The sequence below is a fragment of the Limnothrix sp. PR1529 genome, from assembly GCF_002742025.1.
GTDB lineage: Bacteria > Cyanobacteriota > Cyanobacteriia > CACIAM-69d > CACIAM-69d > CACIAM-69d.
Window position 1 is genome coordinate 1 of sequence record NZ_LIRO01000099.1, and the last position, 16219, is coordinate 16219.

A 16219-nucleotide genomic window follows, 5' to 3' on the forward strand; every position below is an offset into this window, starting at 1 on the left:
CGAGCGTCGGCTCCGGTGGTGGGAGGCGTGCCGGGGGCGGTGGGGTTGCCGGGGGTGGGGCCAGCCGCGTTGTCGGCGAAGGCGATGTTCACGCCGCTGGCCCGGGCTAGCAGCGACAACACCTCGCGCACGGGGGCTTCTCGCAACACCAAACGGGGAATGATTTGGTTGCTGCCCAGGTTAATGGTGTAGGGCTGGATCGGCAGATCGGAAATGGCAATGTCGCCAACGGGTGGGGCGATCGCCCGGGGCATGGTGGGAGGAGCCACCGCCGGACTGAGCACGGCCGGCTGACCATCGATGGTGATGGTGGGGTTGGGAACCAGGACGTTGGGTGCGCCGTTGCCAACCGGCGAGCCGGTGTTGGCCGGTGTTTGGGCTACGGGGCTGCCAGTATTGCTGGGGGTGCTTGGGGTGCTGGGGGTGGTCGTGCCGGCATAGCTCAGCAGAACGGCATTGTTGTTGCTGGGGCGAATGCGACCGGTGGGGCGAGCCGTGGTGCCACGTACCGTCACCTGGACGGTGCTGCCATCCAGTTGGGTCACTTCCACGGCCGCAATCCCGGGGGCTGGGTTGGCTCGGGTCACGTTGCCGCCGGGAACCACCAACCGCGCGCCGGCCACATGGGCAATCAGGCTGGTTCCTTGGGGCGGCAACAGGAACACCTGGGGTCGATCGACCGAATCGGTCACCAATTCCACATCCACGCCGCTGCCGCTGCCGCTGATCCGCACATCCAGCACGTTGGTTTCGGCCAAGGCGGGCTGCACGATCGCCACCGTTGCCAACCCACCCATCAGCGCTGCATTGCCCAAAATCCGCTCGTAGTTCACCGTTCGCTCCTCACTGCTGTTTTGTCGATCGTGGTTGTTGGGGTTAGGGAAAGGAAAATGGGTGTTCGCCAGGGCGATCGAGTCAGAACATCATGATGCTGCGGATCCCTCGGCCACCAATCTCGTGATTACTTTCTGGCGATTACTTGGGTGCTTCGCCCTCCGGTTTATCTGCGTTTTCGCCTGCTTTGTTGGCTTCGGCGGCGGCCTGTTGGGCCAACTCCCGAGCCGAGAGTGGTAGGAGCACCTTTAACGAAAAATTGGTTTGAATCCGAACCTGGGGCGCACCTTGGGCGACAAACTGCCCAGTTTTGTCATCAAACCGCACCGCCTGCTTGGAGAGTTTTAGCTCGGAGGTCAAATCATCGATCGCCAGCATCGACTGATAGCGCTCAAGGTTGCGCAGGATGTTGCCGGTGCGATCGTAGTCCGCCTCGAACCCCACCTTCAGCACCAGTTGCCGAATTTTGCTGTTGACCGCATCGCCCCAAGAGCCATCGGTGACCATCTCCTCCGATGGACTTTTGACCGGGACAGGTTCCAGTTTGGTGATTTGGCCAAACTGTTCGGAAACAATCCGGTTGAGATCCAGCGGCAGCACCGAAACCGTGGTGGGAGCGGGAAACAAAGCCAGCACTTGCTCTTGGGTGGCGCGGGCCCGCTGCAAATTGTCGAGAGTTTGCTGCACCTTGCGCTTTTCTTCGGCCACCTGCTCTAGTCGTTCTCGTTTGGTGGCCACATCCTCTTCAAGCTTTTTGTATTCTTCGTATTGGGGCATCACCACCTGAATCAGGAGCGCCACGCCGCCAATGACACCGACGGCGGCCACAACACCGCCCAGGATGGTGGGTGTGAAGGTAATCCCAAAAACAACGGGATCGCTGGGTTCCGTGACCGCTTGCTGTGCGCTAAACGCCATTGTTGGTATTCTCCTTAGGCTCGCTGTCGCCGGCCGGTGGGGTGAGACCGGTGTTGGGGGTTTTGCCTTGTTCAGCCAAAATGCGGCGAATGGTTTCGATGCGCACCACAAGGCCGGAGGCTCCGTTGCGATCGAGCACCGGCAGCAACTCTTCGGCGGGCTTGGTCGTGTAAGCCGACTGAATCGTGTACTTAATGACCTTCGGCGCAACGATTCTAACTTGGCCACCGGCGGCCGCCGCAGTGGGCGGGGGCGCGGCTAGCACATAGGCAATGCCATCTTGCACCTCTTGGTTCGCCTGGACGATCTGGGCGGGGTTATCGATCGCCTGGCTGCCCACTAACTGGGTTTTAGCCGCATCCAAAAAGGGCGACTTTTGCAGCAACAGCAAAAACTCGCCCACCCCTTCCAGAGAGTTGGCATAACCCTCGATGGTCAGGGTTTTCGGGGGGCGAATGGATTTGCTCGCACTGGCGGCGGCCGCGCCGGGGCTGGGCTTAGGGGTGCTGGCGGCGGCGGCGGTGGCAGCGTTCTTGTCTTCGACCTCGCGGATGGCCGTCATCTGCACGCCCACCGGCAATCGATCGCGCAAATCACCCAGCAGGGCAGACCAAGACTTCACGCGACTGAACACCCCCACCAAGCCTTGGGTGAGCTGGTCGATCGCCTTCATCTCTGCTTCGGCCTGGGCCGCTTTGGCCAATTCCGCTTCCAATTCCTGCAAGTCTTTATTGAGTTCGGCTTGGCTCTGTTCCAAGGCGGCTTTTTGGAGTTGGAGATAGCCCCAAAATCCACCGATGGCCGCCGGAACCGCCAAACCCACCATCACACCCAAAATCAGCGGCAACTTACTTGCCTGGGCGACAGCCGCACCCGATGTTTTGCCGGCCCCGGCGGTTTGGTACTCGGGGCGATCCTTCAGGAAGTTGATGTTGAGACTATACATAGCGAGGGCAACAGTCGGGTGGCTCGGGGTTTGCAGTCTCGGGATTCAGCTCGGTCATCACCCGGGGCAGAAGGGCGGACGATCGACAAGGGGCGATCGGGCAGGGAGTCGATGGGTCAATTCAGAAGTTGAGCGGTTGAACCGACATTAACCAACAGGGGTAACAGCAACAACCCTTGCGAGTCAATGGCTGCGCGTCAGTGGCTACGTGCTAGGGCCCCCTATTCCCGGTCATCGAGTGCATTCCGCAGCCCCAACCCTAACACGACTCCCAAGCTGGCGCGTTGGGCTTCGGTGATGTCGCTGTCGGCCTCCAAACCCAAGGACTCGATCGGGTCAACCCGCATCACGGGCACGTTTAACCGTTGGGTAAAAAACTCATCAATTTCCCCGATCGCCGCGCCGGGCCCCGCCAACATCAACTGGGCAATTTCCAAATTTTCGCTTTGGTTGAGATAGAAATCGACTGATCGCCGCAACTCATCGGCTAACTCGCCCATCATCTTCACAATCGCCACCGAACCGGGACTCATGCCCGTTGTGCCCGAAGCGGCCCCCACGGCCTCGATTTGCGAAATGGGAATGGTCATCTCCATCAGCATGTCCGTGCTGCGGCTGGGAGGCGTGTTCATGGCCCGATTCAAGGCCTCTTGCATCTGTAATGTCCCGATCGGGACTGTCCGCGAAAATTGCGGCACGCCATCCACCACAATCGCAATTTCACTGCTATCAAACTGAATATCCACCAGCACCACGGCCTGATTGGAAGCATAGCCCCGGAGCTGTTCGCGGATGGTTCGGATCAGGGCAAAGCTGCTGATTTCTAAGGTCTTGATTCGTAGCCCCGCCTGCTCAAAGGTGTCCAGATAAGCATCAGTGACTTCTCGACGTGTGGCCACCAGCAACACTTGCACCTTTTCGATTCCATCTTCATCGGTGAAGTAGCCGAGTTTTTGATAGTCAACATCCGCTTCTTCCCGAGGAAAAGGCAGATAAAGACCCGCTTCCTGGTTCATGTATTGCCGCAGTTCATCATCATTGAGTTCCGCTGGCACAGGAATTAGCCGAATCACGGTTTCGCGCCCCGGAATCGCCGTGGCCACTTCCTTGACCTTGACGCGGCTATCTTGAATGACCGCCTGAATGAGTTCGGCGGCGGCGGGGGGATCCACAATCGCTCCCTCTTCAATCACGCCTTCAGGAACTTCCACGGAGGAGAGGATATTGAGCTTAAATTTCTGGCCCTTTTTTTGGAGTTGAACCAGGTTAATTCGTTCGGGTGAAATTTCGATGCCGATGCCTTTTTTACCGCCTCCTAAGAGACTGCCGATCGCGTTGGTTAAGGGGGCAAACAAGTTTCCAGCAGCGTTCATAGTTGGGGACGGTTAGGAGACCCGAAAATGGCAGTCAAGGGGCCGATGGGCAACCATCAGGGATCCAAAATCAGGGGGATTGTTTGGCCCCAAATGGGTTGGCAGGCAGGGAATGGATGGCTCAAAAAGCCGAAAACGCTGATGGTTTCAGCACTACCATGGACTACGACGCATGGTATCCAATTTCGTTTAAGATCGCCATACCCGAGGGTAAAGAAATCTTGCTGGCCGTAGGTTTTCACGATTGACGGCGATCGGGAAATCGCCGCAAAATTCCGTGTAAATTCGGAGAGAGCACCATGGGGATGGCCAAGATGCAGCGGAGAGGGCAGCACGGAGGGTGGAGCCGTCGATCGTTCTTGCAGTTGGCTGGCGGCACGGCGATCGGGCTGGCGGCCTGTGGCCGATCGAGTTCATCATCGGCGCTGCAATTTTGGACAATGCAGCTCCAGCCCAAATTCACGGACTATTTTCAGCGGGCGATCGGGGAGTTTGAATCGGCTCGATCGGGCCTGCGGGTGAATTGGCTCGATGTGCCCTGGGCCGCCATGGAAAGCAAAATTCTGACGGCGGTGGCGGCCCGCCAAGCTCCGGATGTGGTGAATTTGAACCCCAGCTTTGCCTCCCGGCTGGCGGCACGCGGGGCTTGGCTGACCTTGGGCGATCGGGTGCCTGCGGCCGTTCAAAGGCGCTATTTGCCCAATATCTGGCAAGCGAACGCGATCGGGGGCGAACCCTTTGGCGTGCCTTGGTATTTGACCACCAAGGTGACGATTTACAACCGATCGCTCCTGGAACGGGCCGGGATCGATCGGCCACCCGCCACCTACGAAGACTTGGCGGAGTTGGCCCAACGGGTGCGCGAAAAAACTGGCAAATACGGCTTTTTCATCACCTTTGCTCCCAATGATTCGGCTGAGGTGCTGGAAGCCTTGGTGCAAATGGGGGTGACCTTGGTGGACGATCGGGGGCGGGCCGCCTTTGAGTCGGCCGCCGGGCGAGCCGCCGTGAACTACTGGGTTAACCTGTTTCGGCGGGGCTGGTTACCCCCGGAAGCCCTCACCCAAGGCCACCGTCGCGGCATTGAGCTATATCAGGCGGGAGAATCGGCCCTGGTTGGTTCCAGTCCTGAATTTTTGAATGCGATCGCCACCAATGCCCCCTCGATCGCGGCCCTGTCGGCGGCGGCTCCCCAAGTGGTCGGTTCCTCCGGGGTGCGCAGCGTGGCCGTGATGAATCTCACCATTCCCAAAAAATCGCCCCGAGCCGAAGCGGCCGTCGATTTTGCCCTGTTTTTAACGGACGATCGCCACCAACTCAGCTTTGCCCAGGCTGCCAACGTGTTGCCCTCCACCCAAGGCGCTCTGGCCAGCTTGCGGGCTAGCCTGGCCCAGGCCACGCGCCAAGGCAACGCCAGCGCGATCGACCAAGCCCGCAAAATTGCCGCCGACCAACTGACCAGCGCCCGCGTGTTGCTGCCCCCAATTAAAAACCTGAAGGATCTTCAGCAAATTTTGTATGAAAACATCCAAGGCGCGTTGCTAGACGAAAAAAGCGTTGATCAAGCCCTGCGGGATGCGGCGATCGAGTGGAATCGTTTAGCCCCCAGCTAGGTAGATTCCCAAACATCAAAAGGGACAGCACCACACAGGGCTGTCCCTTTCATCGGTCTTGGTCGAAAATTGGGGTTGCGATCGATACCGCACCGGTTTGCGATCAAACACCTCACCCGTGGCAAGGGGCGATCGAGCGATAGGAACTGGCGCGGCCTGAGATTGCCCAATCTCCATAGCCAACCAGGAAACTACTTTTGACCCAACACCTGACCCTTCAGGGTTGCAATCTTGCTGGAGAGTTCCTGACGGTTTTCGGCCCGCAGCAGGTAGCGATAAATGAACCAACCGGTGTAGGTGGCCCCAATCAGCTCGAACGTGGGCGACAGCAGCGGGATCTCGTTGATTGCACCCAACAGGGCCAACAGGATCTTCACTGAAATCAGCGCGAAAACAATCAGAGCGACGGTGACTACGGGCTGACGGTATTCGCCATAGAACTTGCCGATGTATTCCGGCAGTTTGGCCAAAAAGTCAGAAACTTGGTCAAGGATTTGCTGAAACTCAGCGTTGCTTGCTTCTTCGCTACTGGCCGGGGCTAGCGAACCGCCTTTTTCGGCACTTACGGAGCCAGCGTCGGCATAGTCAGATTTTTGCAGTTCGGGTTCCATTGTTCACGACCGATATACAGCGTTTCGATAGTAGACTGCTGCCGCAAAGGGGGACTGTCCGATCAAAACATCCGATGGGAACAGTTGTTTTGGGGGGACAGCTCACGGTTTACGCAGTCAGTCCGGTGTGTGGTGGGTTGGGCTGGAGCGAGGGGCATTCCCGATCGAGCGATCGTGGTTTAGCTAGGAAAATACCCTAGACTCTTCAGAACTGCAATCCTGGGACGATCGCCCGGCAAGGGGCCTGCCGAAAGTCTAACCAAGCTAGCACGGCCGATGAATATCGGTAGATGGAAGTTTTGTTGAGCAGGGCGAAACCATGAGTGAACCAATGGAACAACGGGGACTGGCTTCTCAATCCCGATCGACCCGATCGGCCGTTTTGCGAATTTTGGATGCCAACCTCGATCGGGCCCGGGAGGGGCTGCGGATTGTGGAGGAATGGTGTCGGTTTGGCCTAGAAAGTGCCGAACTCACCGAGCAGTGCAAAGCCATGCGCCACGAATTAGCCCAATGGCACAGCGATGAAATGCGATCGGCCCGCAACACCCCCGCTGATCCCGGCACAGCCCTGACCCACAGCAACGAAGAGACCCGATCGAGCATTCAAGCCGTTTTGCAGGCCAATCTGTGCCGAGTGCAGGAAGCCCTCCGTTCGATCGAGGAATATGGCAAGCTGCTATCCCCCGAGCTATCCCAAGCTTGCAAGCAACTGCGTTACCAAACCTATAGCCTAGAGAGCCGTTTGCAGGGACGGAACCGCCACCAACAATTGGCGGCTGCCCGGCTTTATTTGGTCACCTCACCCCATGAATACCTCTTTGAAGTGGTGGAAGAGGCCCTCAAGGGGGGGCTGTCCCTCGTGCAATATCGCGACAAAAACGAGGACGATGGGCGGCGCTTGGCCAATGCCCAACGACTTTGCGACTTGTGCCATCACTACGGGGCGCTGTTTTTGGTGAACGATCGGGTTGATGTGGCGATCGCCGTCGGGGCCGATGGGGTTCACCTGGGTCAGCAGGATTTTCCTTTGGAAGCGGCCCGGCAAATTTTGGGGCCCGAATATCTCATTGGCTGCTCCACCACCAACCCGACTGAAATGGAGCGGGCCCTGCGAGGTGGTGCTGATTACATCGGTGTGGGCCCCGTCTATGAAACCCCCACCAAAGCGGGCAAGGCGGCCGCTGGGTTGGAGTATGTGGCCTTTGCGGCGGAAAAGTCGCCGGTTCCCTGGTTTGCGATCGGGGGCATTGATGCCCAAAACTTGCCGGCCGTTTTGGAAGCCGGTGCGCAACGGGTGGCCGTGGTGCGGGCCCTGATGGCCGCAGAGCAACCCAAACAAGTCACTCAATATTTACTGTCCCAACTTTACGCCCGATAACTTCACGTCTTCTAACTTCGCGCCTTTTAACTCCAAGCCCTTGAGTCCTTTGGGCAGGACGGGGGGCACAACCCGATCGCCGCGACTGTTGCCCCAATTGCAGCAAACTTTCCACACATCCAGGCCCTTTGAGCCGTTTTTGAGCCGTTTTGGAGGATCCTTCATGAGTGAGCTATCCAGTTCAACCGTTGCCTTGCAGGTGAATGGCGAAGCCCGCCACTGTGCTCCTGGCACGCAGCTCCCGGATTTTTTGACACAATTGGGACTAAATCCGCGTTTGGTGGCTGTGGAATATAACGGTGAAATCTTGCATCGGCAGTTCTGGGAGCGCACCACGCTACAGGGGGGCGATCGGCTGGAGATTGTCACGATCGTGGGTGGCGGCTAAGGGTGGGGCTAGGGGTTTAGCCCCCTTGTCTGTCAGGTAGGCGGGCCGACAATCTGGAGATGGAGTCGTCGGAATTGCCCGATCGGGCCCGATCGGGATGGATTGCCCACCGATACCCAAACCATCAAAGGCGGATGATTTTGAAGCGGATGATTTTGAAGGATTGCGACTCGGGAAATTGCAATTCAGGAAATTCGGATCCAGGGCAATAACGATTCAGGTTGATTGAGGTCGGTTTAGGTCGATTTAGGTCGATTTAGGTTGATTGCCCATCAGGTTGATTGCTCACCGATCGCTACTGATTGCCCAGTGATCACCCAGTGATCTCCACCGATTGCTCACCGATCATCTAAACCGATCGTCCGACGGGGCGCGATCGCAAAAAAAAGCTCCCCACCCGAAGGCGGAGAGCTGAGATATCGTCAGGGTGCATCTACCTGTCTTTTCCCTTCGCAGAACCATACGGTTGATCCGGAGAAGCTGACGAAAAAAGTTTTAGCTAGTTTGGTTTTTGATTGTTCTTATTTACTTTCCGCTTGTTCGCTTTCCTTTTGTTCGCTTTTTTCCATTGCCACCCTATGGCTGTCTGATTTTTGGCTGTCTGATTGTTCGCCCGCTGTAGCGCCCTTGTCCTATGCCGACTTCCGTGATCGCCAAAGCCGTCTTGGAATTTCACCTGTCGATTACGCCGTTGGGTGGGGACGATCGGGTGTTGATTCGCACGGAGCGAGCGCCTAAGGGAGTGATGTTGGCAGAGGAGCAAGCCATTTGGCCGATCGGGGAATGGTTGGTGCAGGCGGAACGGTTGATGGCGGATCCCCTGTGGGATCTGTTTCGCACGGAGCCAGCAACCGATGAGCGTCTGGCCAGTCTGGTGGCCTTGGGAGAACAGCTATACAGCGCTTTATTTCAAGGCTCCATTCGCGATCGATGGATTTCTGCCCAAAGCGTGGCCGATAGCCAAGATGCGGCACTGCATTTGCGGTTGGGACTGCGGGGCGATCGATTGCTGCAATTGCCCTGGGAAGCGCTCTATGGCGATGGGCGACTGTTGACCACGGGCACGGACATCACCTTTTCTCGCTATCGATCGCAGTTTGGCCGCTCCGGTAGCTTTGATGCGCGGCGGTTGACCCTGCGCCGTTCAGACTCATTGCGAATTTTGGTGGCCCTGGCGGCTCCCGACGACCAAGCGGCCTTAGCCGTGGAGCAAGAAGTGGGGCGGTTGCGCCAAGAGCTGCAACAAACCACCGCCCACATGGAAATTGATGTTTTGGATCAGCCCGATCGGGAACAACTCACCCACGCCCTTGAACAGGGGCAATACCATGTTTTTCACTACGCCGGCCACAGTGACCCGGGCCCCGATGGGGGCAGTTTGCACTTGGTGAATCGGCGCACGGGTCTGGCGGAACCCTTGGCGGGCAACGACTTGGCGGGGCTGTTGGTGAATAACGGCGTGTGGCTGGCTTTTTTGAATTCTTGTCGGGGCAGCGACTCGCCGGTTTATCGATCGGATGCGCCGGAAACCGATGCGGACACGTTGGCGGCGGCCCTGATGCGGCGCGGTGTGCCGGGGGTGCTGGCCATGTCGGAGCAAATTCCCGATGATGTGGCGATTACTCTGATGCAGTTGTTTTATCGCAACCTGCGTCCAGACTATTCCCTAGATTTAGCCACCAGTCGAATGCGTCAGGGGTTGGTTTCCACCTATGGTTCGGCGCAGTTCTATTGGGCCTTGCCCATTTTGTATTTGCATCCCGATTTTGACGGGCTGCTATTTGCGGCGGGTGTACCCATCTCGCTGCCGGGGCGATCGCCCTTAATTCCCAACGGTGAGCCACTGCCCACCACGCCCCGATCGCCCGATGAGTCGGGGTTGCGGCCCCCAATGCCCCTCAAGGGACTGGCGGATGAGCAGCTAGCGGATGATCAGTGGGCTGACCAAACCATGGCGGTGAATCTGGAGGAGCTGGTGGCGCGATCGCCCTCAGATGCCTCAAGGGGTGATCACCCGGCAGCGAGCCAGGGTGGCTCCAATCATCAAAAGGGCCAAGAGGGTCAGGGGCATTTATTTTCTGCGGCCTCCTCATCCGCTGCGGCCTCATCCCCTGCGGCTCCATTGGCGGATCGATCGCACCCTCGGTTTGACCTGGGATCCGCCGACGCGGACAACGCTGCCCGATCGGGGGCTGCCAAGGCCGTCACAGTGCCCCAATCTTGGTTAGTGGCCGGAGCCTTGGCCGTGCTGTTGGGGGCGGGCGGGTTGTGGTGGACGGGGGCCCGATCGGGAACCCAATCGCAGCCAACGCCCCAACCCACCGCCCCGATCGCCCAATCCCTGAATCCGCCAAACGACTGGAACAACACCGACACGGAAACAGTGCAGGCGATCGCCCTGCAAGCCTTGCGCCAAAAGCAACTCCCCACCGCTGTTCAGGCGATCGAAGCCCTGCTGGCCCCCAACCGCAACGCCGCCGCCATTGCCCGGGACGTGCTGCAAACCCTCCCCAACAGCCAAGACACCGCCGAAACCCTCTTCTTGCGCGGGCGGGTGACCTGGCAACTGGCACGCCAACAGCAACCGGACTACAGCTTCAACGATGCCCAGCGGTTTTGGGAGCTGGCCATTCAACAAAACCCCAATGATCCGCGCTATCACCTGGCCTTAGGGTTTGCGCATTTTCAGACCCAAACCCTCGATCGAGCTGAGCAAGCCTTTGCCGAATCCCTGAACCTCTCCCAAACGGCTGACGGAGCCATCCTCAGCGATAACCTGGCCCTCACCGCCCAAGCCGGACTCGCACTGGTGGCCCAGGCCCGGGCCCAACAAAACAACGACTCCGCAGCCCTGCAACAGGCCATTCGCTACCGTGATCAGGTGCAAGCCAACGCTGGCAGCCAGTTTCAGCCCCCCGTTTTGGCGCAAAATTGGCTCTGGACAGAGCTGGCCCTCAGTCAATGGCAGCAACTACTCAGCCGATCGTAATCTTTTGAAATCTTGCCATTTGCCCCGATCGAGCGACCCCAAAACCGGGGCCAGATCCCCCCTTTGTTGGCCAGAGTTTGGCTCCGTTGGCTTGCGCTGTGCCCCTTTGCCCCGTTTTCTCGATCCCAATGCTCGATCGCCTTTGCTACGAACCGTAACGTTAATTACGAAAATTCATAAGATCCCAAAGTATTTGCAAAGTTCTAGCTATACCTTTCCTGATATATTTTTTTTGGGCAATTCGGCTACAACTTCGCGAGAGTGCAGCCCGTTGGCGGTATCGTCTCGACCGTCACCTTTGAAGAAACTGCTTCTCTCGGATTTCTAGCTGCTTGATCGCTCGTCTAAGCGCCGATTCATCGAAAATAATGCAATTTGCATAATGCGGTTCGCATTCCTCGGTTTGCGAAGCTCCAAGATCTAAGGGGCTTCGCAAGATTCTGCTGTGAAGACGCTGCTGATCTCTCAATCGCCCACCACTTTCGCCGACCCTCGATCGACGAAGCAGTTCTTAGGAAGGGACGTTATGGCTTACGCACAGACGCAATCAAAAGCTGGCTACGACGCTGGCGTAAAAGACTACAAGCTGACCTATTACACGCCGGACTACACGCCGAAAGATACTGATATTTTGGCTGCGTTCCGCATGACCCCGCAACCGGGCGTTCCCCCGGAAGAAGCTGGGGCAGCCGTGGCCGCTGAGTCCTCGACCGGGACTTGGACCACTGTGTGGACTGACCTGCTGACCGACCTCGATCGCTACAAGGGTCGTTGCTACGATCTAGAGCCGGTTCCCGGTGAAGACAACCAATACATTGCCTACATCGCCTATCCCCTGGATCTGTTCGAAGAAGGCTCCGTTACCAACCTGCTGACCTCGCTGGTGGGTAACGTTTTCGGCTTTAAGGCCCTGAAAGCGCTGCGTCTGGAAGACTTGCGGATTCCCGTCGCTTACCTGAAGACCTTCCAAGGCCCCCCGCACGGGATCCAAGTAGAGCGCGATCGGATTAACAAGTACGGTCGTCCCCTGCTGGGTTGCACCATCAAACCCAAACTGGGTCTGTCGGCGAAGAACTACGGTCGTGCTGTTTACGAATGTCTGCGCGGCGGTCTGGACTTCACCAAAGACGACGAAAACATCAACTCGCAGCCCTTCCAACGTTGGCGCGATCGCTTCTTGTTTGTGGCTGATGCCATTCACAAGGCGCAAGCGGAAACCGGCGAAATCAAGGGTCACTACCTGAACGTGACCGCTGCCACCTGCGAAGAAATGCTGAAGCGGGCCGAGTACGCCAAAGAACTCGAAATGCCCATCATCATGCATGACTTCTTGACGGCTGGCTTCACCGCCAACACCACCCTGTCGCACTGGTGCCGTAACAACGGCGTGCTGCTGCACATCCACCGCGCTATGCACGCGGTAATCGACCGTCAAAAGAACCACGGGATCCACTTCCGCGTGCTGTCGAAGTGCTTGCGGATGTCCGGTGGTGACCACATCCACACCGGTACGGTGGTCGGTAAGCTGGAAGGCGACCAAGCCGTGACCCTGGGCTTCGTGGACTTGCTGCGCGAAAACTACATCGAGCAAGACCGCAGCCGTGGGATCTACTTCACCCAAGACTGGGCTTCGATGCCGGGCGTGATGGCCGTGGCTTCAGGTGGTATCCACGTGTGGCACATGCCCGCACTGGTTGACATCTTCGGTGATGACGCGGTGCTGCAATTCGGCGGTGGTACGCTGGGTCACCCCTGGGGTAATGCTCCGGGTGCAACGGCGAACCGCGTGGCTCTGGAAGCTTGCGTCCAAGCCCGTAACGAAGGCCGCAACCTGCTGCGTGAAGGCGGCGACATCCTGCGTGAGGCTGCTCGTTGGTCTCCTGATCTGGCTGTGGCCCTGGAACTGTGGAAGGAAATCAAGTTCGAGTTCGAGGCGGTTGATACCGTCTGATGATGCGGCGAACCGGTTGATTGGCCGATCGAGGGGGAAGCTGCGCACCGATGGAAATCGGTAAGCCGGTAGCGGTTTCTGAAGCTGCGATCGTCTAGCATCGTGAGAACGTTGGGCGATCGCGGAGGCTGCGTATGGATCTCAAGCAAATTGCCAAGGATACGGCCAAAACGCTGCAAAGCTATTTGACCTACCAGGCAATGCGGACTGTCCTCGCGCAACTACATGAAACTAATCCCCCCAAGGCGGTTTGGCTGCATCGGTTTTCGGCGGAGAGCAACTTGCAAGATGGGGAAGCCTATTTGCAATCCCTGCTGACTGTTGATCCGGATTTGGCCTTTCGTCTGATGACGGTGCGTGATGAGTTGGTCAGTGATGTGACTGACTATTTGCCGGAGATGGTGCGTGAAGGGGTTCAAAAGTCCAATGGCCATCTCCGTCGCCAGCACCTCGAACGGCTAACACAACTGGTTTTGGCTGAGGAACCTGATCGACTCCTGGAATCGGAGCGGCGATCGGGTGACCACTCGATCGATGATTAATTCCACTTCTGGAATTAGCCACGGGATGAGTGAATCGCATTCGAATTGCATTCGTTGAAGTTTTTTCTCTTCGCCCCGTTTGGAGACAACTGGCATGAAGACTCTGCCCAAAGAGCGTCGTTTTGAGACCTTCTCGTATCTGCCTCCCCTCAGCGACCAACAGATCGCCAAGCAAATCCAGTACATGATCGACCAGGGCTACATCCCCGGTGTTGAGTTCAACGAGAACTCGGATCCCGAGGTGTACTACTGGACGATGTGGAAGTTGCCTCTGTTCAACGCACGTTCGGTGCAAGAAGTGTTGACCGAAGTGCAAGCTTGCCGCTCGGAATATGGCAACTGCTACATCCGTGTTGTGGGCTTCGACAACATCAAGCAGTGCCAATCGGTGGGCTTCATTGTGCACCGTCCTAACCTGAGCCGCTACTAAGTCGCGGTGGGAGCTAGCTAGCGCGATCGAGATCGTTAGCGGCTAAAGTGGTCATTTTGAATCAGCAGCAGGGGTGAGGTTGACTCGCCCCTGTTTGTTTTTCTGCGGGTTTTTTCCGTAATCCCGCCGATTGGCAGGGCATACTGAGAACAGGCTTGAAGGCGAATACCGGTCAATCGCTCACGGATGCTACGGATGCTGGGTCTATGGTGGAAATGAAGGTTGCGGGAATTGCATTGGATGCGGCGAGCCGCACGCCGATCGTGTTGCTTCGAGATACGGCCGATCGGCGTGCCCTCCCGATCTACATTGGGCCGGATCAAGCCAAGGCGATCATCAGTGCCATGGAGGATCGGCCACCGCCGCGCCCGCTCACCCATGATTTGATGGCGAATCTGCTCCAGGCTTGGGAAATGACCCTGGAGAAGGTGATTGTCCATTCGCTGCAAGATGGCACGTTCTATGCGGTGCTCTGTGTACGGCAAGGGGATGTGCAAAAGGATATTGATGCGCGCCCAAGCGACGCGATCGCCCTGGCCCTGCGCACCGATAGCCCCATTTGGGTGATGGAGGAGGTGATTGCCGATGCTTCGGTGCCGGTCGATCGGGACGCGGACGAGGCCGAGCAGGCCGCTTTTCGGGACTTTCTTGCCAATTTACGCCCGGAGGATTTCTCGGAGCGGGGCAATCGTTTCCAGGGTGAGCCGACTAGCGAATCGGAGAGTTAGGGCGACAGAAGCTGACGCGGCTGTAAAGGGCGAAGGCGGCATCTTCGCGCATGGGCTGGGCGTTGCGGCGAGGAACAGGGATTTGGGGATTGAGCCGATCGAGCAATTCTCGGTAATCCAAGGCTGTTTCCGCAAAGCCGGTGAACCGATCAAACACCCGGGCGATCGGGGTTTGTTGAGCCACAAAGGTCACGAGGGCGTTCCATTGGGTGCGCCGGGTGGGGCGACCGTCATCCAATTCCTGCACAAAGGAGTTGGGCGAAAATCCCATGGGCGCAAAGGCCACACCCCGATCGAACTGATAGGCACTTTCGCAAAGGCGCAAAATGCAGCCCCGATCGGGCAAATGCAAATCCACAAGAGGAACCCAATCTTGGGTTTGATCTCGGCGCACAATTTGGCCGCGTGCATTCAAATCAATCACCGATTCCACCACGGGCACGGCTCCTAACACGCGCTGGCTCACCTCTGCCCACCGGAAAGCCAAGGTTCCCAACTGGTGTCGATCGTTTTCGCAAATCACGATCGGGTCTGGATCAACGGATTGGAAATGCTTGATGGTGAAAGTTTTGACGGCTTGTACCGCTTTTTCATCCACACAAAAGCAGGGAATTTGGTGCGATTGGAGGGCTTCCGCATAGACTTGCAGTTCTCCCAAGAGGCCGGTGCGATAGAGTCGCCAATCGCGGCTGGGCAACTGCATCCGGGCGGTGTAGGGATCTAAGTCAAAAATGCGGGCAAATTGTTTCGCCGCTTCCGGGCGATCGTCCGAGGCGATCGGCTCCAAAATTAAAATGCCGTGGGCTGGTTTTGGGAGTCGATCGCCCTGGTTCGTGCCTTGACGGACGGCTTGGCTGGCGGCGGCTCGGGCTTGGGTAATGGCGGCTTGGCGTTGGGTGCGATCGGCCGTTTCCAATCGCTGCAACCCCTGGCGAGCTTGGGCCAAAATCTTGGGATTGGGGTTGGTTGTGTTTCGCAGCAGCTCTCGATAAATGGGTTCCGCCACCGTCGGCCGCCCCGCCAGCTCATGGAGCCGCGCCGCATAGAGTTGCACCCAAGGATCGCGTGGGTGGCTGGTGAGCAGTGGATTCAGCAACCGGGCGGCGGTGCGATAGTCCTTGTTTTTAAAGGCTTCGATCACGCGATCGATTTCGGGAGGACGACTCATGGGCGATCGAACCTACGATGGCCGTTGCAGCAAGGGATGGGCGAACTAAACTCAACTCAATTCAACCAAACCCAAAAATCTAGATCCCAAAAACCTAGATCCCAAAAATCTAGATCCCAAACTAGACGCTAACAACGATTCAAGGGGAAGGAATTGTGATGATGGATCCAAGCATGGCACAGGTATGGCGGCGGTTGCGAGTGGCGATCCTCGGCGCTGTAATTGGCGCGATCGGAACCGGAGCCATGGTTTGCCCGCAGTCGCTGGCCGCCGCCCTCACTCAGCCCCACCGGGCCGAGACCCAACCGGAGCGCCCCCCAATGCCACCCCGAACGCCACCCCGAACG

At 57.8% G+C, this 16219-nt stretch carries 15 protein-coding genes; 8 read left to right on the forward strand and 7 right to left on the reverse strand.

The genetic code is table 11. The annotated features are described in order from the left end of the window. The 4 genes from AMR42_RS14135 to pilM all read right to left on the reverse strand — a co-directional run. Positions 1-833 (reverse strand): AMIN domain-containing protein (locus AMR42_RS14135; protein WP_143473108.1); only part of this gene is annotated, 833 nt, incomplete at its 3' end. Between the two features lie 142 nt (positions 834-975). Next, positions 976-1752 carry a hypothetical protein gene (locus AMR42_RS14140; protein WP_099534313.1) on the reverse strand — a complete coding sequence of 259 codons (777 nt, stop codon included), beginning with the start codon at positions 1750-1752 and terminating at the stop codon, positions 976-978. Next, positions 1742-2698 carry a PilN domain-containing protein gene (locus AMR42_RS14145; RefSeq protein WP_099534314.1) on the reverse strand — a complete coding sequence of 319 codons (957 nt, stop codon included), beginning with the start codon at positions 2696-2698 and terminating at the stop codon, positions 1742-1744. Before AMR42_RS14145 ends, AMR42_RS14140 begins: the two co-directional genes overlap by 11 nt. A 221-nt stretch (positions 2699-2919) precedes the next feature. Continuing rightward, the gene (pilM, locus tag AMR42_RS14150; protein ID WP_099534315.1) at positions 2920-4071 is read right to left on the reverse strand and encodes a type IV pilus assembly protein PilM; all 1152 of its coding nucleotides are present in this window, start codon (positions 4069-4071) and stop codon (positions 2920-2922) included. Positions 4072-4370: 299 nt separating this feature from the next. Here pilM and AMR42_RS14160 point away from each other — a divergent pair, with 299 nt between their 5' ends. Next, positions 4371-5684: an ABC transporter substrate-binding protein gene (locus tag AMR42_RS14160; RefSeq protein ID WP_099534317.1), complete on the forward strand. Its 1314-nt coding sequence runs from the start codon at positions 4371-4373 to the stop codon at positions 5682-5684. Positions 5685-5875: 191 nt separating this feature from the next. Here AMR42_RS14160 and AMR42_RS14165 read toward each other — a convergent pair whose 3' ends face one another. Beyond that, positions 5876-6295, reverse strand: coding sequence for a CAAD domain-containing protein (locus tag AMR42_RS14165; RefSeq protein ID WP_099534318.1), 420 nt, complete (start codon positions 6293-6295; stop codon positions 5876-5878). A gap of 319 nt (positions 6296-6614) precedes the next feature. Between AMR42_RS14165 and AMR42_RS14170 the strand changes: the two genes are divergently transcribed. Then, positions 6615-7676 carry a thiamine phosphate synthase gene (locus AMR42_RS14170; RefSeq protein ID WP_234407009.1) on the forward strand — a complete coding sequence of 354 codons (1062 nt, stop codon included), beginning with the start codon at positions 6615-6617 and terminating at the stop codon, positions 7674-7676. On the opposite strand, the gene AMR42_RS19970 is transcribed toward AMR42_RS14170, so the two are convergent. After that, positions 7650-7841 (reverse strand): hypothetical protein, encoded by a 192-nt coding sequence (locus AMR42_RS19970; protein WP_143473109.1) that lies wholly within the window; start codon positions 7839-7841, stop codon positions 7650-7652. The genes AMR42_RS14170 and AMR42_RS19970 overlap by 27 nt on opposite strands. Between AMR42_RS19970 and thiS the strand changes: the two genes are divergently transcribed. The 6 genes from thiS (at position 7840) to AMR42_RS14200 (ending at position 14704) form a co-directional block, all read left to right on the forward strand. After that, the gene (gene thiS, locus AMR42_RS14175) at positions 7840-8064 is read left to right on the forward strand and encodes a sulfur carrier protein ThiS (RefSeq protein WP_099534325.1); all 225 of its coding nucleotides are present in this window, start codon (positions 7840-7842) and stop codon (positions 8062-8064) included. The genes AMR42_RS19970 and thiS overlap by 2 nt on opposite strands. A 634-nt stretch (positions 8065-8698) precedes the next feature. Then, complete coding sequence (locus AMR42_RS14180) at positions 8699-11053, forward strand: CHAT domain-containing protein (protein WP_099534320.1); 2355 nt, start codon at positions 8699-8701, stop codon at positions 11051-11053. A 526-nt stretch (positions 11054-11579) separates the two neighbouring features. After that, positions 11580-13004, forward strand: coding sequence for a form I ribulose bisphosphate carboxylase large subunit (locus tag AMR42_RS14185; RefSeq protein WP_099534321.1), 1425 nt, complete (start codon positions 11580-11582; stop codon positions 13002-13004). A gap of 134 nt (positions 13005-13138) precedes the next feature. Next, positions 13139-13546 (forward strand): chaperonin family protein RbcX, encoded by a 408-nt coding sequence (locus tag AMR42_RS14190; protein ID WP_099534322.1) that lies wholly within the window; start codon positions 13139-13141, stop codon positions 13544-13546. A 94-nt stretch (positions 13547-13640) separates the two neighbouring features. Next, positions 13641-13976: a ribulose bisphosphate carboxylase small subunit gene (locus AMR42_RS14195; protein ID WP_099534326.1), complete on the forward strand. Its 336-nt coding sequence runs from the start codon at positions 13641-13643 to the stop codon at positions 13974-13976. Positions 13977-14182: 206 nt separating this feature from the next. Further along, on the forward strand, positions 14183-14704 hold the full coding sequence (locus AMR42_RS14200) for a bifunctional nuclease family protein (protein WP_099534323.1): 522 nt from the start codon (positions 14183-14185) through the stop codon (positions 14702-14704). Here AMR42_RS14200 and AMR42_RS14205 read toward each other — a convergent pair. Continuing rightward, the gene (locus tag AMR42_RS14205) at positions 14685-15872 is read right to left on the reverse strand and encodes a tol-pal system YbgF family protein (RefSeq protein WP_099534324.1); all 1188 of its coding nucleotides are present in this window, start codon (positions 15870-15872) and stop codon (positions 14685-14687) included. The two genes, AMR42_RS14200 and AMR42_RS14205, sit on opposite strands and share 20 nt — an antisense overlap. Positions 15873-16219: the final 347 nt, after the last annotated feature.